The organism is Sphingomonas sp. S2-65 (assembly GCF_021513175.1).
Lineage (GTDB): Bacteria > Pseudomonadota > Alphaproteobacteria > Sphingomonadales > Sphingomonadaceae > Sphingomonas.
Window position 1 is genome coordinate 1153523 of the sequence record NZ_CP090953.1, and the last position, 20794, is coordinate 1174316.

The following is a 20794-nucleotide window of genomic DNA, read 5'->3' on the forward strand; positions in this document are numbered from 1 at the left end:
GGCTTAGCGCGCGCCGACGCGCACGCCAACTCGGTCGCGGGCGAAGATCGCCGCTTAAAGCGGAGACCACTCGATCGTGTCTTCGCCCTCGTCGTCGGCGCTTACCCTGGTCGCTTCCGGCCCGATCGCCTCGAGAAGCTGGTCTAGCACCCAGTCCACACCCACGCCGCTCGCCCCGGAGATCGGGATGACCGGCGAGCCGCTCGCCTCCTCCAGTTCGGCCGACAGCGCGGCGATCAGTTCGTCGTCGAGCGTGTCGATCTTGTTGAGGGCGACGATGACTTTCTTGTCCAACAGTCCGGCGCCGTAATTCTCCAACTCGTCGCGGACCACCCGGAAGCTCTCCGCGACATCGGCATCGTTCGCGTCGACGAGGTGCAGCAGGACCTGGCAGCGCTCGATATGCCCGAGGAACCGATCGCCGATCCCGGCACCTTCCGCCGCGCCCGCGATCAGGCCCGGGATGTCGGCGACGACGAACTCGCGCTGCTTGTGGCGTACCACCCCGAGCTGTGGCCGGGTGGTGGTGAAGGCGTATTCGCCCACCTTGGCCTGAGCATTCGTCACCTGGTTGATGAAGGTCGACTTGCCCGCATTGGGCAGCCCGACGAGCCCGGCATCGGCCAGCAGCTTGAGGCGCAGCCAGACCCAGGCCTCTTCGTTCGGCCAGCCGGTGCCATGCTGGCGCGGCGCGCGGTTGGTCGAGGTCTTGTAGCTGGCATTGCCGCGGCCGCCGTCGCCGCCGCGCAGGAAGACGATACGCTCGCCCGCCTTGGTCAGATCCGCGAGCAGGGTGCGCTCATCATCGTCGGCGAGCACCTGGGTCCCGACCGGCACCTTGATCACCAGATCGTCGCCTCCGGCGCCGGTGCGGTTCGACCCCGAGCCGCCATGGCCGCGCTGCGCGCGGAAGTGCTGCGTGTAGCGGAAGTCGATCAGCGTGTTCAGGCCGGCGACCGCTTCGAAGATGATGTCGCCGCCCTTGCCGCCATTGCCGCCATCGGGGCCGCCATATTCGATGAACTTTTCGCGCCGGAAACTGACGGCGCCGGGGCCGCCCGAGCCGGAACGGACGAAGATCTTGGCCTGGTCGAGAAAATGCATGGAGCGTCATATAGAGATTGGCGGCGATCCGTCACCCCGTAGCGGCACATCGTTACTTTGGGGGTGGCACGCTACGGAACCAGGGCTATAGGCTCTTGCTTTACACGAGCAGGCGGCGCGCCGGCGCCGAGAGCAAGAGCAAGGCAGCCGCGAACCGCATGAACTCGATCGATCGCTACATGGCGCGGCTGATCGCGGTTCCGCTGATCGGCACCCTGCTGATCTCGGCGATGCTGCTGGTGCTCGACCGTATCCGCAGGCTGTTCGATTTCGTCGCCACCGAGGGTGGACCGGTCAGCGTGGTGTGGCGGATGCTCGCCAATTTGCTGCCCGAATATCTGGGGCTCGGCATCCCGATCGGGCTGATGCTGGGCGTGCTGCTCGCCTTTCGCCGGCTGGCCACTTCGTCCGAGCTCGACGTGCTCCGCGCGGTCGGCGTCAGCTACACCCGGCTGCTGCGCGTGCCGTACATGTACGCAGTGGCGCTGGCGCTGCTGAACCTGGCGATCGTCGGCTATATCCAGCCCTGGGCACGCTATAATTACGAGCAGCTGCGCTTCGAACTCCGCTCGGGCGCTCTGGGCGCGTCGATCAAGGTCGGCGAGTTCACCAATTTCGGCGACAAGATGACGCTCCGCATCGAGAGCAGCCAGGAGGGCGGACGCGACCTGTCGGGCATCTTCGTCCAGATGACCACGCCCGAAGGCCCGCTGGCGGTGACCGCCGAGAAGGGGCAGTTCTTCCGCTCGGACGATCCCGACACGATCATCTTCGCGCTGACCAACGGCACGCTGGTGCACCGCGACAAGAACTCGCCGACGCCGCGCGTGCTGACGTTCAGTTCGCACAGCCTGCCGATCCCTCTCCCCAAATACGAAGCGTTCCGCGCGCGGGGCGGCAAGAATTTGGAACAGACGCTGCCCGAGCTGGTGCGGGTCGGCAAGGATCATGGCCGGTCCGAGCAGGAGCGCGATACTAGCCGCGCCGCTTTCCACTTCCGGCTGGCGGAGGTGGTTTCGATGTTCCTGCTGCCGATGCTGGCGGCGGCGCTGGGCATACCGCCCAAGCGGTCGACGTCGGCGCTGGGCGTGTTCCTGTCGATCGTCGCGATCGTCACCTATCACAAGATCAACGAATATGGGCAGGCGATCGGCAGCCTGGGACGGATCGATCCGGTCATCGCGCTGTGGGTGCCGTTCTCCGTCTTCGCCGGGCTGACCTTCTGGATGTACTATACGGTCGCCTATGTGCCTGGCGGCCAGCCGCTCGGCGCATTGGAGAAGGGGCTGTCGAAAGTGTGGGGCATGCTCAAGCGGCGGCTACCGGGCAAGCGGCGCAAGACGCTGGAGATCCCGGCATGAGCAGCTTTTTCCCGTCGCGCACCATGTCGATCTACATGGGCCGGATGTTCCTGACGCGCACCTTCGCCATCCTGGCGGCGCTGGTGATCATCCTTCAGGCCCTCGATCTGCTGAGCGAGTCGGGCAAGATCCTGGCGGTGCAGGGCAATGGCAGCGACCAGGTGTGGCGCTATGTCGGATTGCGGGTGCCGCAGATCGTATCGACCTTTTTGCCGTTTTCGGTGCTGCTCGGCACCATCCTGACGCTGATCACGATGAATGCGAACAGCGAAGTCGTGGCGCTCAAGGCCTCAGGGCTTTCGGCGCACCAGGTGCTGGCGCCGTTGATGGTCACCGCACTGGGCGTGGCGATCGTCTCCTTCGGGTTCAACGAGCGGATCGTCGCGCGCGCCACCGGCACGCTGGAGCAATGGAAAAAGGTCGAATATGGCCCGCTGCCGATCGACCGCGGCGACCGCGCCAACGTCTGGGTCCGCGACGGCGACAATCTGATGCAGGTGACGCAGGTCAAGGGCAGAGGCGACGCCGTTCAGCTGCACGGCATCAAGATCTATGAGCGGACCGGCCGAAGGCTGCGCTCGATCCTGACCGCAGATCGCGGCGTGCGTGACGGCAATGGCTGGCGGATTGGCGTCGGCCAGCGGTTCAACGTCGACACGGGGGAGACCACGGCAGTCGGCAGCCTCCATATCGCGGACAACATTCGTCCGGACCAGTTCACTCTCGCCTCGGTCGACGCGGAAAGCCTGCCCTTCACTCAGCTCAAGGAAGCGATCGACGACCTCCAGCTCGCCGGGCGCCCGACCAAGGCACTCGAAGGCGCGCTGTGGCACAAGCTTTCGGGGCCGCTCTCGGCCATCCTGATGCCGCTGCTCGGCGCGGTGGCCGCGTTCGGCATCGCGCGATCGGGCAAGTTGTTCGTGCGCGCCGTGATCGGCATGGCGCTGGGCTTCCTGTACTTCGTCTCCGACAACTTCGCGCTGTCGATGGGAAGCCTTGGCGCCTACCCTCCCTTCCTCGCCGCCTGGGCACCGTTCCTGCTGTTCGCGCTGATCGGCGAACTGGTGCTCCTCCGCACCGAGGAATAATGCGTCATCCGCTCAGGCGGATTGAAGCGAACGGTGCTCGCCGCGCCGACGGCTCAGCGGCGGTGAAGTCCACCTTGAACGCGGCCGCGCGGTCGGCGAGCGCCGCCACTTCGGCCGAAAGGTTGCGTGCTGCCGCCGAGGTCTGCTCGACCATCGCGGCGTTCTGCTGCGTGGTCTCGTCCATGGCAACGACCGAAGTCGCGATCTGAGTGACCGCCGCCGATTGCGCCGCGTTGTCGACGCTCATCACGCCTAGCAGATCGCGGACGCCGGAGACCTCTTCGGAAATCGTGCCGAGCGCGGCGTCGGTCTGGCGGACGCTCACCACCGCGCCGCGGATCTCGTCGCTGGTGATGGTGATGAGATCGCGCACGCGCTTGGCCTCGCCCTCGGCGCGCTGGGCAAGCGCACTCACCAGGTCGGCGACGACGGCGAAGCCCCGCCCGGCCTCTCCCGCCCTTCCCGCTTCTACTGTCGCATTCATCGACAGGACGCGGGTCTGGAACGCGATCTTGTCGAGGCCCTCGATCACGCTGCCGATATCGTCGGCGCTGGCGCTTACCCGATCCATTGCCGAGACTGCCTGATCGGCGGCGTTGCGGCCCTTTGCGACTGCCGAATAGGCCACGTCCGCTCGCGAGGCGGTGCCGCGGGCGGTTTCGATCCCCGCCTTGAGGCGTGCTTCGATCTGCTCGATCGCGGAGCGCGTTTCGGCCAGGCTGGAGGCGCTTGCCTCGGTACGCCGCGCAAGATCCTCGGACGCCGCGGCGATCTCGCGCGAGCCCGTGTCGATGCCCCCCGCGCTCTGGCGCACCGCGGACATCATCTCGCGCAGCGCATCGACGGCTTCGTTGAAGTCGGTGCGAAGCGCCTCATAGTCGGCGGGGAAGCCGCTATCGATTGTCTGGGTCAGGTTGCCGCCGCGCAGCGCGGTTAGGCTTTGGCTCAGCGCTCCGGTGACGTGCGCCTGTTGGCGTGCCGTTTCGGCGTCGGACTCCGCGCGCAGGGTGGAGGCGAGGCGGAACTGTTCGACGGCGTTGGCGATGCGGCCGAGTTCGTCCTGCCGGTCTCGGTGCGGCACCACTGCTTCCGCACCAGCCGCCAGCCGAGCGGTCGCGTCCGACACGTCGAGCAGCGGCCGGGCTACGCGTCGCAGCAGGATGAACGCCGAACCGGCAACCAGCGCCAGCAAGGCGACACCCAACACGCTCAGCAGGATAATCGTCGTCTTGAGCAGGCTGGCGGCGCCGCTCTCCAGATCGCCTTGATATGCAGTCGCCTGCGTCACGAGCTTGTCGACCTCTGTGCGGTGCTCCGTGTAGCGCGCCGTGAGCGCCGCATAGCTCTGGCTGGCGGCATCGCGGTCGCCCCGTGCCATGGCTGGAAGGAAGCGGTCTTCGAGTTCCGCCCAAAAGGCCGCGGCCGGCGTGTGGGTCGCCTCGACGATGCCCTGCTTCAGCTCAGGGTCTGCGTCGGAGGCTGCCCAATAGGCATGCCGCGTGTCGTAATCGGCGCGCAGCTTCTTGAGGCGGGCACGCGTCTCGGCGAGCCGCTGCGGCTGATCAAGCAGAAGCGTCGCCTCGAGATAGGGTTCGATGACATATTCGGGCGGAGGCAGGATGTCGGCGATCAGATCGGCGGTCTGGCGCGACCTGAGCTGGACGGTGCCGCCCATGCGGATCGCATCGATCCGCGTCGCGGCGAGCACGCCTGCCAACAGCAGGAGAGCGAGCAGTGCCGCACTGCCGGCACGCACCAGGTTGGCGATCGACATGGCCTACGTACTCCCCCTTATGCCTGTTTCATCATAGAGGGCGCGCGGCCAGATACAGGGATCTGCTGCGATTTTATGAAGATAGGGCGGCGAAGCGCCAAAACGAAAGGGCCGACCCACCGGGCCGGCCCTTCGACATTCCTTTAAGCCACCGCCTTAGCGGCGTGTGCCCATGGTGCTGGCTGCAAGCCTGCCCACCAGGCCGGGCAGGCCGGCATAGCTCGCCTTGTGATACGGCGAATTGGCTTCGAGTATCGCGCTCAAGCGGCGGTGCGCCGCGCCCAGGTTGTGATAGGGCACGCTGGGCAGCAAGTGGTGCAGCGCATGGTAGCGCAGCCCGACCGGGGCCCACAGCGCGGGCAGCAGCGCCGGCGGCGGCACGTTGACGCTGTCGAGATACTGCGCGGTGACGCTCATGGCCTCGCCCTCATTCTCCCACAGATGCGCTACCAGCGTGCGGATTTGGTTGATCAGCGTGATCCCCGCGACGATGCCAAGATACACCGCGAATGCGTGAAGCGGGATGATCCGGGTGGCGACCATCGCCAGCAAGGCGATCGCCCAGATGCTGGTCGCTGCTTCCTGGATGAGCATCTGCGTGCGTGCCGCACCCTCGGGCGCGCGACGGCGGAAAGCGGGATTGATGACGAGGCCCGAATAGCGCTCGATCAGCACCTTGCGCAGCCCCGGCACGATCAGCGACAGCGGCGTGAGGACAGCGTAGCGCAGCAGCAGGCCGATTGGCGCGAGCAGCGCGACCAGAACGAACAGCGGAAGAGTATGCGGCTTCATCAGCGCGAGCGGCAGGTATTCGGGATCGTCGACCGTGCCATAGCGCGTCCGCGCATGATGAAGGTTGTGCACGCCTTCATACATGAAGGACGGCACCATCAGCGGCACGCCGACGAGCAGGTTCCAGCCCAGGCGGAAGCCCGGCACCGAACTATGCTTCATGTGGCTGATCTCGTGGATGAACATCGCCGCGCGATACAGCGCCAGCATCGACACGATGGCCGCGGCAATCGCCAGGCCAGTCGACGAGGCGGTGGCGGCAATCGCCAACCCACCATAGCCGAGCAAGGCGGAGCCTATCATGTCGCCCCAGAAGATCGCCGGACGCGGCTTGTGCAGATCGCGCGCGACCTCAGCCGCAGCGCGCATCAGCGCCTTGTCGTCCGCCGCCCGCGGCGTACCGGTGCGGGACGCCCCGGCAGCAGCCGCGGTCTCGCGCAGATTCAAAGCGAAAGAAGAGTTCATAGCCGTGCCCATTGCACGGAGATAGTGGCTATATGTTGGCAGTTTAAGGGGTAGGCCGCATTGCCCGCCAGGCGAGCCTTCGGGAACCACTGCCAAAGGACCGACGCGGCGCCCGCAGGTCAAGCGGTGCGGGCGCCGCCGGCCGTGTCCAGGTTACTTCTTCGCGGCGAGCGGATCGAACCCGTGGTTCGCGATCCAGTCTGTGCGCGTGCGGCACTGCTTGCGCGGGACACGCGAGCCGGTCAGCGTGTCGACGACGCAATATTTGGTGGTGCTGGGCGCCTGGGCCGTCGCGACCACAACCGGCTTCGCGGCCTTGCTGGGGTCGCCAGCCGCTGCATATGCGCCGGTGGTGCCGATGGTAGCGACAGCCGCGAGGAGGGTCACGCCGACCCGGCCGAGGATGCGATTGCTGAACATGCCGATTTCCTAACCTTGCAGAACCGACAGGCACATTTGCCTGTCCCAAGGTGTAGTGCATTAGCCGTGCCAAACACGTGAGTTGAGCAAACACAATGGGTTAGCCAAACGCGGCGCTTGGCGCGCCGCCACATCCAGGTAATACACGCCAATAGTTGGCGGCGCCTGCAGGATATCGATCGATAAGCGGACACCTGCCTGTCCGAAATCGGACGGCGCGATATTGCTAGCGCAAGCTGACCCAGGTCGGCGCATGGTCGCTGGCACGTTCGCGCCCGCGATACGCCTTGTCAACTCCGGCTCCGGTCAGCCGGTCCGCAGCTTGCGGGCTTAGCAGCAGATGGTCGATGCGGAAGCCCGCGTCGCGCTGCCAGCAGCCCGCCTGATAGTCCCAAAAGGTCCAGACGCCGCCACGCGGATAGCGGGTGCGCAGCGCGTCGGTCCAGCCCTGCGCCAGCAGCATGCGATAGCGCTGCCGCGACTCGGGCTGCATCAGCGCATCGCTCGCCATCGCCGGCACCGAGAAGCTGTCATCGTCCTGTGGAATGACGTTATAGTCGCCGGCGAGCACCACCGGCCGCTCCTCCGCCAGCAGCGCGCGGGCACGCCCGGCGAGACGATCCATCCAGCGCAGCTTATAGTCGAACTTGGGTCCGGGCTGCGGGTTGCCATTAGGCAAATAGATCGACGCGACGATCAGGTCGCCGACTTCGACTTCGATATAGCGGCTGTGCGCGTCGTCGGCCTCGCCGGCGAGCCCGCGCTGGCGCTCAACCGGCTGGGCATCGCGGGCAAGCACGGCGACGCCGTTGAACCCCTTCTGCCCGTGCCACACCGCGCCATATCCCGCCGCCTCGATGTCCTTCACCGGCAGCGTCTCGTCGCTGCTCTTCAGTTCCTGCAGACAGACGATGTCGGGCTTTTGTTCATCGAGATATTCGACGAGCCGCTCGAGCCGCGCCTTGATCCCGTTGACGTTGTACGTGACGATCTTGGGCACGCTCAGACCGAGAAGCTGGTGCCGCAGCCGCAGCCCGAGGCCGCGTTGGGATTGGTGACGGCGAAATGCGCGCCGCCCAGATTGTCGATGAAGTCGACTTGCGCTCCACGGACGAGATCAAGGCTGATCGGGTCCACCACCAGCTTTACGCCATCGGTTTCCGCGACGATGTCGTCGGGTTCGACCGTGTCGGCCATGCCGAAGCGGTACTGGAAGCCGGAACACCCTCCCCCTTCGACCGAGAGGCGCAGAATGGCGGGCTTGGCCTGCTTGCCGGCGATCGCCGCTACGCGGATCGCAGCGGCGGCGGACAGCGAGACGTCGGGTTGAAGAAGCGTGGCCATAACGTCGAGATAGGGAAGCGCGCGGCCTCAGGCAATGGACCGCGGCATCCCTCGTCAGCCGGTATCAGTTGGTGGGGCCGCCGACGCCGCCGAGCGGCTGGACCGTAGCGACATATTCGCCGCTCTGGAGGAACGGCACCGGGTTCACCGCGCGCCCGTCCATGCGGACTTCATAATGAAGGTGGCTGCCGGTCGAGCGGCCGGTGGAGCCCATCAGGCCGATCAGCTGGCCGCGATGGACCTTGGTGTTGTCGGCCACCAGGATCTTCGACAGGTGGCCATAGCGGGTTTCGAGGCCCCGGCCATGGTTGATCTGCACGAGGTTCCCGTATCCGCCCTGGCGGCCGGCATGCGAAATGACGCCGTCCGCGGTGGCGTAGATCGGCGTGCCGATCGCACCGGGAATGTCGACGCCGGCATGCATCGCGGCGGTGCCGCGGAACGGGTCGGAGCGCACGCCGAAGTGCGAGGTGAACACCACCTTGTCGACCGGCTCCATCGACGGGACCGAGATTACCGTCGGCTCCGGACCGTCGAGCTTCTTCCAGGTGTCGAACAGCGTGCGGAACTGCGCGTCGGAATTCTCGACGGCGGCAGCCGCGTCGCTCGCCCCGGCAGCACCTGCCGCGGGAACATCGGCGGCCTGTGCGACATCGGTGGCGCAGATCAGGAGCGTGGCCGCGGTGAGACCCGCCAGCGCCGCCTTATTGCCCTTGATTACGAAAGCACGGAACCGCTCGGCGAGGTCCGCATTGATGCTGTAGGACGCGATAGCCATGAATCCCCGGAAGTCATGGAAGCACGCACCGATGCGACCCGGTGTACGCTTCGAATAAACCCGATGTCCTCGCAAACCCCTCCGCTCGGACGTGTGCAGTCTGTTTGCCCAGAGGAGTCACTGATCGGCAAGAGGCGCGTAATATTCCCGCGTCAGACCGGCTGCGTTGCGCGCCGAAGCGTTGAACGGACCTTTGATCAGCCCGCGAAAGTGCGTGCGTACAAGATCTTGCCAGGTCGTTTCGGGGGCGAGCCCCTCCTCGCCACAGGCTGATTCGAACCACACGGTGCCCGCACGAACATGACGGACCTCGTCGTCTAGGATGCGCTGAAGGATGCGGCGCGTCGGCAGATCGCCCGCGTCGGAGAAGCGGTCGATCGTCGCCGGCGTAACGTCGAGCCCGCGCGCTTCCAGCACCATCGGCACGACCGCCAGCCGCGCCTTGCGATCCTGCGCGGTAGCCGCGGCGGCGTCCCACAGGCCGGCATGCGCCGGCATCGCGCCATAATGACTGCCGAGCTGGCGCAGCCGCCGGTCGAGCAATGCAAAGTGCATCGCCTCGTCTGCGCCCACGGCCATCCAGTCGTCGGTGAAGCCGCGCGGGAACCGACTCCCGAAGCGGCCAACCGCGTCGAACGCCAAATCGATCGCGGAAAACTCGATATGGGCGAGCGCGTGGATCAGCGCGATGCGGCCCCGCTCGGACCCTCCCTTGCCACGCTTGGGCATGCGGTTGGGCGGCAGGAGCTCCGGGCGGTCGGGCCGGGCCGGGCGGTCAGGCATCGGCACGTCGAACGCGAACGCCAGCCTGCCCAGCCGCCAATCACGCGCGGCCCGGCGCGCAGCCATGATCTTGTCGCGTGGATCGACGGCCGTCAGCACGCGACAGGCTGCCTGGGCGACGCTGGTCACGCCGCTACCAGCGCCTTCACCGCAGCCAGCACCTGCTCGGCATGGTTCGGCACCTTCACCTTGCGCCAGGCGCGATGCAGCGTGCCATCGGCGGCGAACAGGAAGGTGGATCGGTCGACCCCCATGTATCGGCGGCCATAAAGCTGCTTCTCGCCCCAGACGCCGAACGCTTCCATCACGGCGCCATCGGCATCGGTGGCGAGCGGCACGCTCAGCGCATATTTGGCCGTGAACTTGCGGTGACGCTCGGCGCTGTCCTTCGAAACGCCGAGCAGCCGGGCCCCGGCCGCGGTAAACTCCGGCAGCAACGCGGAAAAGTCCTGCGCCTCGCGGGTGCAGCCGGCGGTGTCGTCCTTGGGGTAGAAGTACAGGATGAAGGGGGCGCCCTTGAAATCGGCGAGCGGAAGGGGTTGGCCGTCCGCGCCCTCCAGCGTCAGCGCAGGCAGCGCGTCGCCTTCCTCGATGGCCATGATGTTCCTCCCTTAGGCGCTAGCACGGACGTCCGCCCAGCAGGCGGCGACCTCCTGACGCGTGCGCTCGAACGATTCAATCACTTCGTGCCAGTCGGTCAGGCCCAGCGCGCGGGCGATCAGCGCCTGGGTCTCCGTACCCGGTGGCTGGGCATCGGGTGCCACGAGGCGGAGAGTCACCAGCAACCGGGCGAGCAGATCGTAGGCGGGAACCATCGTCGGCGGCATCAGGTTCTGGGCGACCAACTGCGCGATCGCCGGCCGGAGCTGAGGAGCGAAGGCCGTGCGATGTTCGAGCTGGAGGACATGCGTGGCGAATTCCAGATCGACCAGCCCGCCGTCGAGCAGCTTGGCATCGAGCGGCCCTGCCGGCGGCTTGTGCGCGGCCATCTCGGCGCGCATCTTCACCGCCTCCGCGAGGATCGGCCGCTCGGGCCGCGCGCCTTGCAATACGGCATCGACGCTCGCCTGCACCGACGTGCGCGCCGTGGCCGAGCCGAAGACCGGCCGCGCCCGCGTGAGCGCCATATGCTCCCAGGTCCACGCGTCCTCGCGCTGGTAGCGGGAGAAGCCGTCGAGCGACACCGATAGCGGCCCCTGGGCACCCGAAGGGCGCAACCGCGTATCGACTTCATACAATGGCCCGGCGGCGGTCGGCACCGACAGCGCGGCGGTGACGCGCTGGGCAAGCCGGTTGTAATAGGTCACCGCGCCGAGCGGCTTGGCGCCATCGGACTCGGCGGCATAATCTCCGGTGAAGAGGTAGATGAGGTCGAGGTCTGAGGCGTGGGTCAGCGCCTGCCCACCCATCCGGCCGAGCGCCAGGATCACCAGCTCGCTGCCCGCGACACGGCCATGGGCACGCGCAAATTCCTCGACGGTCGCGGAGGCAAGCACTTCGATCGCGGCTTCGGCGACCCTGGCATAGCCGGCGGATACTTCAAGCGGATCGCTTGCCCCGGCGATGATCTGCGCTCCCAGAGCGAAGCGCTTCTCGTTGACCAGCCGGCGGACATGCTCGAGCTGCCATTGATAGTCGGCGCCGCGTTCGCGTGCCGACATCTGGCGCACCAGGATGTCGACGCCCGGCATCGGCTCCAACGCGCTCGCGTCGATCAGCCCGTCCAGCAGTTCGGCGCGCCGGCCAAGCTGCTCGGCAAGCGTCGGCGCGTGGCAGAGGATGCTGCTCAGCAGCCGGGTGAGCGCCGGCTGCGCTTCGAGCAGGCGAAAGAAGTTGATCGCGCTCGGCAGTCCAGAGAGCATCGCATCGAACCGGGTGATCGCGTGGATGCTGTCGGGCGCCTGGCCGAATGCCTCTACCAGCCCGGGCAGCAACGCTTCGAGTGCTTCGCGTGCCTGGCCACTGCGAAGTGCAGGATAGGTGCCCGCGCGCCAGCTCTCGATGATGCGCGCAGGGCCTTCGGTTTGCTTGAAGCCCGCAGCGGCAAGCCGGTCGGTGAGCCGGTCCGACATGGTGGGAAGATCGGCACTCTCCTCGCCCGCCAGCGCGTCGTAGATACCGCCGACCCGAACGACATGCGGGCGCAGCAGGTCGAGCAGGTCGCCGCCGCCCCCCAGCCCGTGCAACGCGGCGACATTGTCCAACGCCGCGGTCTCGGCGGGAAGCGAATGAGTCTGAAGGTCGTTCACCATCTGCAGACGGTGTTCGATCGTGCGGAGCGTCACATAGGCCTGGTCCAGGGCCTGCGCCTCGTCCGGATCGATGCGGCCGGCGGTGGCCAGCGCAGCAAGCGCGTCGCGCGTGGCGGGCGCCCGCAGCTCGGGCTCCCGACCGCCATAGATGAGCTGGTGGATCTGGGCGAAGAACTCGACTTCGCGGATCCCGCCCCGCCCGCGCTTGAGGTCATAGCCAGGCCCGAACTTCTGCGCCCGCGAGTAATGATCGCGGATGCGGCGGGAAATGTCGCGGATTTCGCGGATCGTGCCGTAATCGAGTGCGCGGCGCCACACGAACGGACGGATCGCCTCCATGAAGCGGTTGCCGAGCATCAGGTCGCCGGCGCAGGCGCGCGCGCGGATGAACGCCGCCCGCTCCCAGGGGAGGGCTTGTGATTCATAATAGGAGATCGCAGCATCCACCGGCAACGCGATCGGCGTCGCCTCGGGCGACGGTCGCAGCCGCAGGTCGACGCGTAGTACATAGCCATCGGCATCGCGCGACTGGAGCAGTTCCACCACTCGCCGACCGATCCGCACCGCGGCCTCGCCGGGCTCCTCGCGCGCGCGCCGCGGCAGCAGATCGGGGTCGAAGATCAGCAGCGGGTCGATGTCTGACGAGTAATTGAGTTCGTGGCTCCCCTGCTTGCCCAATGCGATCGCGGCGAAGCCGCGGGGTTCCTGGTCGGGGGTACGCTCCAGCAGCGCGGCGCGGATGGCGCGGTTTAACGCGTCGTCTGCGAAGGTGGTGAGGTGGCTGGTGACCTGCTCGAAACCATAGATGCCGCTGAGATCGCCGAGCGCCACCAGCAAAGCGACCCGCCGCCGCTCCAACCGCAGCCGGCGCCCCTCCCCCGCATTCCCTTCGACGCTGCGCGCCGCGGCGAGCGGGTCGGCCAGGCTCCGGGCCAGATCGTCGGTCGAAAACGGCTCCCGGTCGAGCAGCGTCGCGAGAAAAGGCGAATGCCGCCGCGCACGAAGCACGACGCTCGCCAGGTCGGGATAGGAAGCAGCGGGCATGTTCACGCGAGGGCGCAAGAAGAATCGATCATTGTCAAGCAACAAATGCAGATCAAGTTCGTTTGGTCGACATGGTTCATCTGCCGCCTTCCTCCGCAATCGATGCGAAAGCGTCCGCCTATCGAGTGGAGCGCCCCCGCGTAAGCGACGCGGTCGGCGCGGCACTGGAGAAAGCCTATGCTGGCGATCTGAACCTCCCGCAGGAGATGATCGATCTTCTCCGTCGGCTCAGTAGCCGCGGGCAACGCGCGCACTGATCAGAGGCCGCCGAGTACAGCCCCTACCCTCAAGCAGGGTCTCCCCGCGTGACAGGAAGAAGCCCGGGTCGATCAACGATCCCGGCTGAGATCGTCGACTTCGCCCATGATCGTATCAAGCGCGCTCTTGCCGCCCGGGTTGGCAAGCGCCTCGCGGCGCGACGGCAACTGACCTTCGGTCAGCAGCGATTCGAGCGCGACACGCCCGCGGGCCACGCGGCTCTTGATCGTGCCGACGGCGACGTTGCAGATCTCGGCGGCTTCCTCATAGGCGAAACCGCCAGCGCCGACGAGGATCAGCGCTTCACGCTGCGGCTGCGGCAGGTGGAGCAGTGCACGCTGCATGTCCGACAGCTCGACATGGCGATCCTGGCTCGCGGGCGCCGCAAGCAGCCGGTCGGCGACGAGGTCGTCCCACTCGCCCTTGAAGCGGGCGCGGCGCATCTGCGACAGATAAAGGTTGCGCAGGATGATGAAAGTCCAGGCGCGCATGTTGGTGCCGGCCTGGAAGCGCTTGCGCGCGGCCCAAGCCTTCAGCAGCGTTTCCTGGACAAGATCGTCCGCGAGGTCACGGCTCCCCGAAAGCGAACGACCGAACGCGCGCAGATGCGGAATGACCGTGGCGAGTTGCTTCTTGAATTCGGGATCAGACAGCGAGACGTGCTCGCGCGGTTCCTCCGCGTGATCACCGGGAAGTTCGGTCTGAGTCATTCGGTCCCGTTCAGGTACGCGGGCCGGGGATCGGCCTTCGTTGGAGATAGGCTGCGCGTCGGCGATTGCCAGCGTTTTTGACGCTGCTCTGGCCGGTCAGGACCAAATAATGATTGCGAATGCAATGATTACCAGCACCAGCCCGATGCCCAGCACGTACCGCGTCATGTGCGGCGTGGCGCCGGCGCGGGCCTGGTCGGTGGTCACATGGATGGGTTCTTCGTTCTCAGCCATGCCGCGTAAACCCCTCACTACCGTTTTGGGTCCGTATCATATGGAACCCGGCCCGATTTTTTCGGGCCGGGTTCCTTCAGGCGGGTGGCTCAGGCTGGAACCGTCGCCTCGTCGAAGAACAGCGCCTGGCTGATCGTCGTCTTCACCGTTTCGCGCTGGAACGGCTTGGTGATGAGGAAGGTCGGCTCGGGACGCTCGCCGGTGAGCAGACGCTCGGGGAAGGCAGTGATGAAGATCACCGGCACGTTGAATTCGGCCAAGATGTCCTTGACCGCATCGATGCCCGAGCTGTCGTCGGCCAGCTGGATGTCGGCCAGCACCAGGCCTGGGCGATCCTCCATCGCCAGCGCTACCGCCTCGTCGCGGGTCACGGCGACGCCGGTGACGTCATGGCCCAGGTCGCGGACGATCTGTTCCAGATCCATCGCGATCAGCGGCTCGTCCTCGATGATCATCACGCGGGTGCGCGTCTGGCGCTCGATCTCGGCGACCGCCTCGGTGACCAGCGTCGACACGGCTTCGGGATCTTCCTCGATCAGATAGCCCGCATCCTCGATGCTGAAGCCTTCGACCGTGGTGAGCAGCAGCGCCTGACGCGACAGCGGCGTCAGCCGCGACAGCCGCTTGCGGGCGATCGCCTCGGCCTCGTTCGACTGATCGTCGAGAAGATCCTCGTCTTCGAGATGAGTCGACTGCCAGATCGCCTGAAACGTACGGTAGAGACCCAGGCGCGGGTGCACGTCCCGCGGAAACTGGTCGGGGGCGGCCACGATCGCCTCCAAAGCGGCGCGGACGTACCGGTCGCCTTCCGCCTGACTTCCGGTCAGTGCGCGCGCATAGCGCCGCAACAGGGGAAGGTGGGGCGCGAGTTGCTGTCCAAGCGACATAAGCGACGAATTCTCCTTCGGGTGCGCAGGGGGCGTCTTAGTCGTCCTCCAACGCAGCTATTGCAACAGATACTGCCGTCCGAAGGAGCCCCTCCCCGGATTTCGCATCGGGTGTGGAACAATCGATCCGCTATTTGGTTTCATCGCCCGAGCCGAGTGGTGCGCATGCACCCCGCGGTCGCTTGTGCTCCGCCTCAGTGGCGTCAACGGGGCGCTTGCGTTTATGGTCAGTCGTTCATAGTCCGAGCTCGAATTCGGGCCCGCAGGGGGAAGTTGGTGCGTTCCGCGAAAGACGAAACGAAAAATCCGCCCAGGGGTAAAGATGGCGCGGACGCCGGCAAGCCGAGCCGAGACGTCGGCGGCGCACTGCGCCAGGCGTATGACGAAACGCTGAGCGAGACGGTGCCGGACGATCTGCTCGACCTGCTCAAAAAGCTCGATTAGTTAACCGCATGACCATTCCGGATCAGGAGTCGCGACCCAGGGGCGTCGCGGCAACGCTGACGCGCGTGCCAACCGGCGCCAAAGTATTCCTGATCCTGCTCGGCGCGCTGTTCCCCCTCGCCCTCATCGCGGCGCTCACCACCCTCCAGACCACCCGCGACGCCGACAGCGAGGCGCGGCGCCGGCTCGAGGCCCTGGCCCAGGAGAGCTCCGCGGTCCTCGAAAACGTGCTCGCCAACCATGCCAGCCAGATGAGCCAGGCAGTGGCCGCGCTGGAGCAGAATCCTCAGGACGCGCCGAGCTGCACCCGGCTGGTCGGCACCTTCGCCTCGCAGGCAGGCACCCGTTTCAGTGTGCTCGATGCGCGCGGACAGATATTGTGCGGCCAGCGGCTGACGATCGCCAAGGCCGAGCCGCTCAAGCCCTTCGAAGTGCGCGCCTCCTTCACCGCGACCGGGCTGCTGTTGCAAATCGGCGGCACCGCCGGCGCCTCGGCCGCCGTCTCCTACCCGGTCGCCAGCCTCAGCGCGCTGATCCGCCCGAGCGGTTTCGTGCCCGAATATGGCGCGTGGCTGCTCCACGACGGCAACCAGCTCGAGCTGCGCGGCCTGGATCGCCATGGCCCCTTGAGCCGGGTGGACAAGGTCGACACTTCGCTGTCGGTGGGCGAGCTGACGCTGGAGATGCGGACGCCCGGTGCACCGATCACGTCGCCGCTGATCGTGACCACGGTGCTGCTGGTGCTGATGTGGATCGCCGCGGCGATGATCGGCTGGTTCGTCGTCGACCGCCTGCTGATCCGGCCGCTCCGCCGGCTCCGGGCGGGCGTCGGCAGCTACAAGCCGGGCGAATTGCTGGACATGAAGCGGCTCGGCAACCTGCCGGCGCAGGAGATCCGCGACCTGGGCGAGACGTTCCGCCAGATAACCCAGACCGTGCAGGTGCACGAGACCGACCTCGCCGAAGGCCTTGTGCGGCAGACGCGGCTTACCCGCGAAGTGCATCACCGCGTCAAGAACAACCTCCAGGTGATCGCCAGCCTCATCAATTTCCACGCGCGCGGCGCCAAGAGCGTCGAGGCGAGCGAAGCCTATGCCTCGATCCAGCGGCGCGTCGACGCCCTGGCGGTGGTGCACCGGCATCATTATGCCGAGATGGAGGAAAATCGCGGGCTCGACGTGCGCGCGGTGGTGGGCGAACTTGCCGCCAATATCCGCGCGACCGCGCCCGACCGCGCCTCCGGCCTCGGCATCACGCTCGAGATCGAGCCGCTGCTGGTCAACCAGGACGTCGCCATCGCGATCGCCTTCCTGATTACCGAGCTGGTCGAGCTGGCGATGAGCTGCAATCCCGCCGCCCAGATCCGGATCGCGATGAAGGGCAATGAGGCAGGCGACCGCGCGACGATGCGCGTGGGCTCGCCGGCGCTTGTCGAGAGCACGGCGATGGAGGCCCTGCTGGAGGCGCGCTACGGCCGCGTGATCGCCGGGCTGGCGCGCCAGCTGCGCACGAAGCTGCACCACGACCCGCTGATCGGCGTCTACGAAGCTGAAATCGCGATCACCGGCCGGCCCTGACGAACGGCACCTAAAAAATCGCGAAAAAAGAGGTCGGGGGCCGGAACCGGTAAGCGCGAGCCTCGTTCTCATATTCGGATAGCGACCTTTTGCCCCCCCGCTCTCGCTATCCAAGACATGGGCCCGGAAGCGTCAACCCTCCCCCCCCGGTGACGCTTCCGGGCCTAACACTTTCCCCTCTCTAAAATCGCCAGTTCGGAAAGAGCGCGCTCGCCAGTGGTCGCGCTGCGCCAACTCGTGCCTGAGGCGGAACGATCTTGTGCTCCCGCGCATTTCTCCCCCGTCCTTTTAGGCGAGTTTGGAGAATTCGAATGCGTAAGATCTTTGCATGTGCCGCGCTCGCAAGCGCGATGCTCATCTCGGCGTGCAACACCATCGAAGGCGCGGGCCGCGACGTCTCGTCGGCCGGCGATGCGGTTGCCGGCGCAGCCGACAACAACAAGTAAGCCGTCCGCCCCTCTCCTCACGGAGAGGGGCGTTCCCCGTCAGGAAGAGGCGGCCTCGGAAGCGGCTGCACGATCGCGCCGCGATCGCGTGAAGCGAATTGCCACCAGCGCCAGGAAATACAGCAGCACCAGCGGCACCGCGAGCAGCAGCTGCGATCCGACATCGGGCGGAGTAAGCACCGCCGACAGCGCGAACGCGCCGACCACGGCATAGCGCCAGGCGCCCTTAAGCTGTTCATACGTGACGATGCCGGCATGCTCGAGCAGCATCAGCAGGATCGGCAGCAGGAACGACAGCCCGAACCCGAAGATGAACTGCATCACGAATTTCAGATAGTCGTTCACGTCGGGGAGTGCCTGTTGCGTCACGCCTCCCAGCTCGCCCTGGAAGCTCAGCAGGAACTTCAGCGCGACCGGGATCGCGACGAAATAGGCCATGCACGCCCCGGCGATGAACAGTACCGGAGTCGCGAGCAGGAACGGGAACAGCGCCTGCTTTTCCTTCTTGTACAGGCCCGGCGCAATGAACTGCCAAAGTTGATTGGCGATCACCGGAAATGCGATCATCAGCGCGGCGAAGAATGCGATCTTGATCTCCACCAGAAAGCCGCCGAACACCTGAGTATTGATGACCGTCACCTGCCCGGCTGCCTTGAGTGGTGCCACCAACACGGCAAAGATCTTGCGGGCGAAATAGAGGCAGCCGCCGAACGCGATCACCAGTGCGGCCAGCGACCACAAGAGGCGGCGGCGCAACTCGACCAGATGCTCAAGCAACGGCGCTTGGGTGTCGTCGATGTCCCTCACAGCGGATGCTCGCCTTGACCGCGGGTTTTCGGTTCCTCGACCTCGGACACCGGCGCTTCCGCCGCCACTGGCTCAGGCCTGATGTCGGGCTGCGCCACCATCAAGGGGGGAAGATCGTGCATATCCGCGCCGTCGGCGGATTCGGCCTCGGGTGCCGACAGCGACGGCGCCGGCGGATGCTCGCGCATGATCCGTTCGTTCTCGGCTGCCCATTGCTTTTCCATCTCGGCCAGTTCGGCCTCGCGGATCATGGTGTCCATGCCCGATCGGAACTGGCGAGCGACGCCGCGCGCCTTGCCCACCCACTTGCCGACGAAATGCATCGCGCGGGGCAGGTCTTTGGGCCCGATCACGAGCAATGCCACCACGGCAACTAGCAGCAACTCGGTCGGCGCGACGTCGAACATTCAGCACTGCCTCACGCGCGCGCCGCGATCGGCGCGCGTATCAACGAACAAGATGGACGACTCAGCGCTCTTCGCGAACGCGCTCGGCCTCGGTCTGCAGCGGCGGGTCGGCTACCGGGCGCCCCTCGATGCGAGTCGGCTCGACGGGCTTGGGTGCGTCGTCGTCCTCGGCCATGCCCTTCTTGAACTGCTTGATGCCCTTGGCAACGTCACCCATCATGTTCGAGAAGCGGCTGCCTCCGAACAATAAAATGACCAGGATGCCGACGATCAGCCAGTGCATCAGGCTCATGCTACCCATGGAAAATCTCCTTTGTCGACGCCTATCTAGGCCTCGTATGCGTGTCCGGCAACGGCTGTTGGGCCCGCACGGGCGAATGCCGGGCCGGCGATGTGGTGCGGGTGCCCTATTCGCCTTCGGTTACAGTTTCGCTTGTCTCTTGTTCGAACGCCAGATCGACCGGATCCAGCAGCCCGGCGGCCTTGAGATCGTCGATGCCAGGCAGGTCGCGGCGACTCGCCAGCCCGAAATGGCTGAGAAAGCCTTGGGTGGTCGCATACATTAGCGGCCGTCCAGGTACTTCGCGCCGCCCCGCCGGCCGCACCCACCCCGCTTCCATCAGGACGTCGATCGTTCCCTTGGAGATCTGCACGCCGCGGATCGCCTCGATCTCGGCGCGGGTGACCGGCTCATGATAGGCAATGATCGCCAGCGTCTCGATGCCGGCGCGGCTCAGCTTGCGGCTGTCCTCGCGGTCGCGCCGCAACAGGTGCGCCAGGTCGGCTGCCGTCTGGAAGTGCCAGCGCTCGCCGCGCCGGACCAGTTCGATGCCGCGGCCGGAATAGACCTGCTCGAGCCCGGCCAGGGCTGCACGCACGTCCGCATCGGCACCAACATGCGCGCGCAGTTCGTCGATGCCGAGCGGGTGCTCGGCCGCGAACAGCACGGCCTCGACCGCGCGCGACAGGTCGTCGAACGATGTCACATCAGCGATCGGACATAGAGCGGCGCAAAGGCCGACTTCTGCCGAAGCTCGACTTTGCCCTGCCGCGCGAGCTCGAGCACCGCGACGAAGGACGAGGCGAGCGCCGACTTGCGATAGCTCCCGCGCGCTTCGTCAGGCAGGAAGCTGTCGATAATGCTCCAGTCGATCCGCGTGCCGACAAGCGCGGACACCCGCTCGATCGCTTCCTCCAGCGTCATCACGTCGCGCTGGGCAACGACATGCATCACCGGCCGGGTGCGCGCGCTGATCCGGCCATAAGCGGCGATCAGGTCGTAGATCTCGGCTTCCCAGCGTGCCTGGCGAACCACGCGAAGCCCCTCGGGTGCCGCGCGGAGAAACACGTCGCGGCCCATGCGGTCGCGGGCGACCAGCCGGGCGCCCGCCTCGCGCATCGCGTTCAGCCGCTCCAGCCGTATCTGCAGCCGCAGCGCCAGGTCCTCGGGACTGGGCGTTTCCTCCGGGTTGCGCGGCAGCAGCAGCGCCGATTTCAGATAAGCCAGCCACGCCGCCATCACCAGATAGTCCGCGGCAAGTTCCAGGCGCAGCGCGCGCGCCTGGTTCACGAAGCCGAGATACTGCTCCACCAGTTCCAGGATCGAGATCTGGCGCAGATCGACCTTCTGGTTGCGGGCAAGCGCCAGCAACAGGTCGAGCGGGCCTTCCCAGCCTTCGATCTCGATCTTGAGGGTATCGGCGGCGTCGTCGCTCATTGCGCCAGGTTAAGCAGCCAAAACGCGCCTGTCGCAAGAGGGGCAGCCTCAACCCTCCGCCCAGCGACAGGCCGCTGACTTCGATATGCCCCTATACCTTCG

Annotated in this window: 23 protein-coding genes; 5 read left to right on the plus strand and 18 right to left on the minus strand. The window is 66.3% G+C overall.

Annotation, left to right across the window (positions count from 1 at the left end; genetic code table 11):
• Window positions 1-54: 54 nt before the first annotated feature.
• Window positions 55-1104, minus strand: a complete 1050-nt coding sequence (gene obgE / locus LZ586_RS05370) for a GTPase ObgE (protein WP_235078639.1) — start codon at window positions 1102-1104, stop codon at window positions 55-57.
• Window positions 1105-1262: 158 nt separating this feature from the next.
• Between obgE and lptF the strand changes: the two genes are divergently transcribed.
• Both lptF and lptG read left to right on the plus strand, forming a co-directional pair.
• On the plus strand, window positions 1263-2465 hold the full coding sequence (gene lptF, locus LZ586_RS05375) for an LPS export ABC transporter permease LptF (RefSeq protein WP_235078640.1): 1203 nt from the start codon (window positions 1263-1265) through the stop codon (window positions 2463-2465).
• Window positions 2462-3553, plus strand: a complete 1092-nt coding sequence (lptG, locus tag LZ586_RS05380) for an LPS export ABC transporter permease LptG (protein WP_235078641.1) — start codon at window positions 2462-2464, stop codon at window positions 3551-3553. The genes lptF and lptG overlap by 4 nt, the downstream gene beginning before the upstream one ends.
• A gap of 4 nt (window positions 3554-3557) precedes the next feature.
• Here lptG and LZ586_RS05385 read toward each other — a convergent pair whose 3' ends face one another.
• From LZ586_RS05385 to LZ586_RS05440, 12 genes are all read right to left on the minus strand, one after another.
• Window positions 3558-5327: a methyl-accepting chemotaxis protein gene (locus LZ586_RS05385; RefSeq protein ID WP_235078642.1), complete on the minus strand. Its 1770-nt coding sequence runs from the start codon at window positions 5325-5327 to the stop codon at window positions 3558-3560.
• Window positions 5328-5483: 156 nt separating this feature from the next.
• A complete protein-coding gene (locus LZ586_RS05390; protein ID WP_235078643.1) occupies window positions 5484-6584 on the minus strand; it encodes a fatty acid desaturase family protein in 1101 nt (366 codons plus the stop codon).
• A gap of 153 nt (window positions 6585-6737) precedes the next feature.
• Window positions 6738-7004 carry a hypothetical protein gene (locus LZ586_RS05395; RefSeq protein ID WP_235078644.1) on the minus strand — a complete coding sequence of 89 codons (267 nt, stop codon included), beginning with the start codon at window positions 7002-7004 and terminating at the stop codon, window positions 6738-6740.
• A gap of 226 nt (window positions 7005-7230) precedes the next feature.
• Window positions 7231-8004, minus strand: a complete 774-nt coding sequence (gene xth, locus LZ586_RS05400) for an exodeoxyribonuclease III (protein WP_235078645.1) — start codon at window positions 8002-8004, stop codon at window positions 7231-7233.
• Between the two features lie 2 nt (window positions 8005-8006).
• Window positions 8007-8348 (minus strand): iron-sulfur cluster insertion protein ErpA, encoded by a 342-nt coding sequence (erpA, locus tag LZ586_RS05405; RefSeq protein ID WP_235078646.1) that lies wholly within the window; start codon window positions 8346-8348, stop codon window positions 8007-8009.
• A gap of 64 nt (window positions 8349-8412) precedes the next feature.
• Window positions 8413-9126 (minus strand): M23 family metallopeptidase, encoded by a 714-nt coding sequence (locus tag LZ586_RS05410; RefSeq protein WP_235078647.1) that lies wholly within the window; start codon window positions 9124-9126, stop codon window positions 8413-8415.
• Window positions 9127-9243: 117 nt separating this feature from the next.
• The gene (locus tag LZ586_RS05415) at window positions 9244-10038 is read right to left on the minus strand and encodes a ferritin-like domain-containing protein (protein ID WP_261346034.1); all 795 of its coding nucleotides are present in this window, start codon (window positions 10036-10038) and stop codon (window positions 9244-9246) included.
• The gene (locus LZ586_RS05420; protein WP_235078648.1) at window positions 10035-10508 is read right to left on the minus strand and encodes a peroxiredoxin; all 474 of its coding nucleotides are present in this window, start codon (window positions 10506-10508) and stop codon (window positions 10035-10037) included. Before LZ586_RS05420 ends, LZ586_RS05415 begins: the two co-directional genes overlap by 4 nt.
• Before the next feature lie 12 nt (window positions 10509-10520).
• Window positions 10521-13205: a bifunctional [glutamine synthetase] adenylyltransferase/[glutamine synthetase]-adenylyl-L-tyrosine phosphorylase gene (locus tag LZ586_RS05425; RefSeq protein ID WP_235078649.1), complete on the minus strand. Its 2685-nt coding sequence runs from the start codon at window positions 13203-13205 to the stop codon at window positions 10521-10523.
• Between the two features lie 329 nt (window positions 13206-13534).
• Window positions 13535-14173: a sigma-70 family RNA polymerase sigma factor gene (locus LZ586_RS05430; protein WP_235078650.1), complete on the minus strand. Its 639-nt coding sequence runs from the start codon at window positions 14171-14173 to the stop codon at window positions 13535-13537.
• Between the two features lie 96 nt (window positions 14174-14269).
• On the minus strand, window positions 14270-14407 hold the full coding sequence (locus LZ586_RS05435; protein ID WP_235078651.1) for a hypothetical protein: 138 nt from the start codon (window positions 14405-14407) through the stop codon (window positions 14270-14272).
• A gap of 89 nt (window positions 14408-14496) precedes the next feature.
• On the minus strand, window positions 14497-15294 hold the full coding sequence (locus LZ586_RS05440) for a response regulator (protein ID WP_235078652.1): 798 nt from the start codon (window positions 15292-15294) through the stop codon (window positions 14497-14499).
• A gap of 276 nt (window positions 15295-15570) precedes the next feature.
• Here LZ586_RS05440 and LZ586_RS05445 point away from each other — a divergent pair, with 276 nt between their 5' ends.
• The 3 genes from LZ586_RS05445 to LZ586_RS05455 all read left to right on the plus strand — a co-directional run bounded on the left by LZ586_RS05445 (window position 15571) and on the right by LZ586_RS05455 (window position 17761).
• Complete coding sequence (locus tag LZ586_RS05445) at window positions 15571-15738, plus strand: NepR family anti-sigma factor (RefSeq protein WP_235078653.1); 168 nt, start codon at window positions 15571-15573, stop codon at window positions 15736-15738.
• Between the two features lie 8 nt (window positions 15739-15746).
• The gene (locus LZ586_RS05450; protein ID WP_235078654.1) at window positions 15747-17315 is read left to right on the plus strand and encodes a sensor histidine kinase; all 1569 of its coding nucleotides are present in this window, start codon (window positions 15747-15749) and stop codon (window positions 17313-17315) included.
• A 311-nt stretch (window positions 17316-17626) separates the two neighbouring features.
• On the plus strand, window positions 17627-17761 hold the full coding sequence (locus tag LZ586_RS05455) for an entericidin A/B family lipoprotein (protein WP_235078655.1): 135 nt from the start codon (window positions 17627-17629) through the stop codon (window positions 17759-17761).
• Window positions 17762-17800: 39 nt separating this feature from the next.
• Here LZ586_RS05455 and tatC read toward each other — a convergent pair whose 3' ends face one another.
• The 5 genes from tatC to LZ586_RS05480 form a co-directional block, all read right to left on the minus strand.
• Window positions 17801-18568 carry a twin-arginine translocase subunit TatC gene (tatC, locus tag LZ586_RS05460; RefSeq protein WP_235078656.1) on the minus strand — a complete coding sequence of 256 codons (768 nt, stop codon included), beginning with the start codon at window positions 18566-18568 and terminating at the stop codon, window positions 17801-17803.
• Window positions 18565-18975, minus strand: coding sequence for a Sec-independent protein translocase protein TatB (gene tatB / locus LZ586_RS05465; protein WP_235078657.1), 411 nt, complete (start codon window positions 18973-18975; stop codon window positions 18565-18567). Before tatB ends, tatC begins: the two co-directional genes overlap by 4 nt.
• A 61-nt stretch (window positions 18976-19036) precedes the next feature.
• Window positions 19037-19276, minus strand: a complete 240-nt coding sequence (locus tag LZ586_RS05470) for a twin-arginine translocase TatA/TatE family subunit (RefSeq protein ID WP_235078658.1) — start codon at window positions 19274-19276, stop codon at window positions 19037-19039.
• 106 nt (window positions 19277-19382) lie between these two features.
• Window positions 19383-19961 carry an SMC-Scp complex subunit ScpB gene (gene scpB, locus LZ586_RS05475; RefSeq protein WP_235078659.1) on the minus strand — a complete coding sequence of 193 codons (579 nt, stop codon included), beginning with the start codon at window positions 19959-19961 and terminating at the stop codon, window positions 19383-19385.
• Window positions 19958-20692 (minus strand): segregation and condensation protein A, encoded by a 735-nt coding sequence (locus tag LZ586_RS05480; protein WP_235078660.1) that lies wholly within the window; start codon window positions 20690-20692, stop codon window positions 19958-19960. The genes scpB and LZ586_RS05480 overlap by 4 nt, the downstream gene beginning before the upstream one ends.
• Window positions 20693-20794 lie beyond the last annotated feature (102 nt).

Excerpts from the sequence above, each read along its gene's own strand:
- LZ586_RS05410 (WP_235078647.1), bottom strand. The coding sequence starts at position 9,126 with ATGGCTATCGCGTCCTACAGCATCAATGCGGACCTCGCCGAGCGGTTC.
- lptF (WP_235078640.1), top strand. The coding sequence starts at position 1,263 with ATGAACTCGATCGATCGCTACATGGCGCGGCTGATCGCGGTTCCGCTG.
- LZ586_RS05470 (WP_235078658.1), bottom strand. The coding sequence starts at position 19,276 with ATGGGTAGCATGAGCCTGATGCACTGGCTGATCGTCGGCATCCTGGTC.
- obgE (WP_235078639.1), bottom strand. The coding sequence starts at position 1,104 with ATGCATTTTCTCGACCAGGCCAAGATCTTCGTCCGTTCCGGCTCGGGC.
- LZ586_RS05435 (WP_235078651.1), bottom strand. The coding sequence starts at position 14,407 with ATGGCTGAGAACGAAGAACCCATCCATGTGACCACCGACCAGGCCCGC.
- LZ586_RS05395 (WP_235078644.1), bottom strand. The coding sequence starts at position 7,004 with ATGTTCAGCAATCGCATCCTCGGCCGGGTCGGCGTGACCCTCCTCGCG.
- LZ586_RS05420 (WP_235078648.1), bottom strand. The coding sequence starts at position 10,508 with ATGGCCATCGAGGAAGGCGACGCGCTGCCTGCGCTGACGCTGGAGGGC.
- LZ586_RS05430 (WP_235078650.1), bottom strand. The coding sequence starts at position 14,173 with ATGACTCAGACCGAACTTCCCGGTGATCACGCGGAGGAACCGCGCGAG.
- lptG (WP_235078641.1), top strand. The coding sequence starts at position 2,462 with ATGAGCAGCTTTTTCCCGTCGCGCACCATGTCGATCTACATGGGCCGG.
- LZ586_RS05385 (WP_235078642.1), bottom strand. The coding sequence starts at position 5,327 with ATGTCGATCGCCAACCTGGTGCGTGCCGGCAGTGCGGCACTGCTCGCT.
- tatB (WP_235078657.1), bottom strand. The coding sequence starts at position 18,975 with ATGTTCGACGTCGCGCCGACCGAGTTGCTGCTAGTTGCCGTGGTGGCA.
- LZ586_RS05480 (WP_235078660.1), bottom strand. The coding sequence starts at position 20,692 with ATGAGCGACGACGCCGCCGATACCCTCAAGATCGAGATCGAAGGCTGG.
- erpA (WP_235078646.1), bottom strand. The coding sequence starts at position 8,348 with ATGGCCACGCTTCTTCAACCCGACGTCTCGCTGTCCGCCGCCGCTGCG.
- LZ586_RS05450 (WP_235078654.1), top strand. The coding sequence starts at position 15,747 with ATGACCATTCCGGATCAGGAGTCGCGACCCAGGGGCGTCGCGGCAACG.
- LZ586_RS05440 (WP_235078652.1), bottom strand. The coding sequence starts at position 15,294 with ATGTCGCTTGGACAGCAACTCGCGCCCCACCTTCCCCTGTTGCGGCGC.
- LZ586_RS05455 (WP_235078655.1), top strand. The coding sequence starts at position 17,627 with ATGCGTAAGATCTTTGCATGTGCCGCGCTCGCAAGCGCGATGCTCATC.
- LZ586_RS05425 (WP_235078649.1), bottom strand. The coding sequence starts at position 13,205 with ATGCCCGCTGCTTCCTATCCCGACCTGGCGAGCGTCGTGCTTCGTGCG.
- LZ586_RS05390 (WP_235078643.1), bottom strand. The coding sequence starts at position 6,584 with ATGAACTCTTCTTTCGCTTTGAATCTGCGCGAGACCGCGGCTGCTGCC.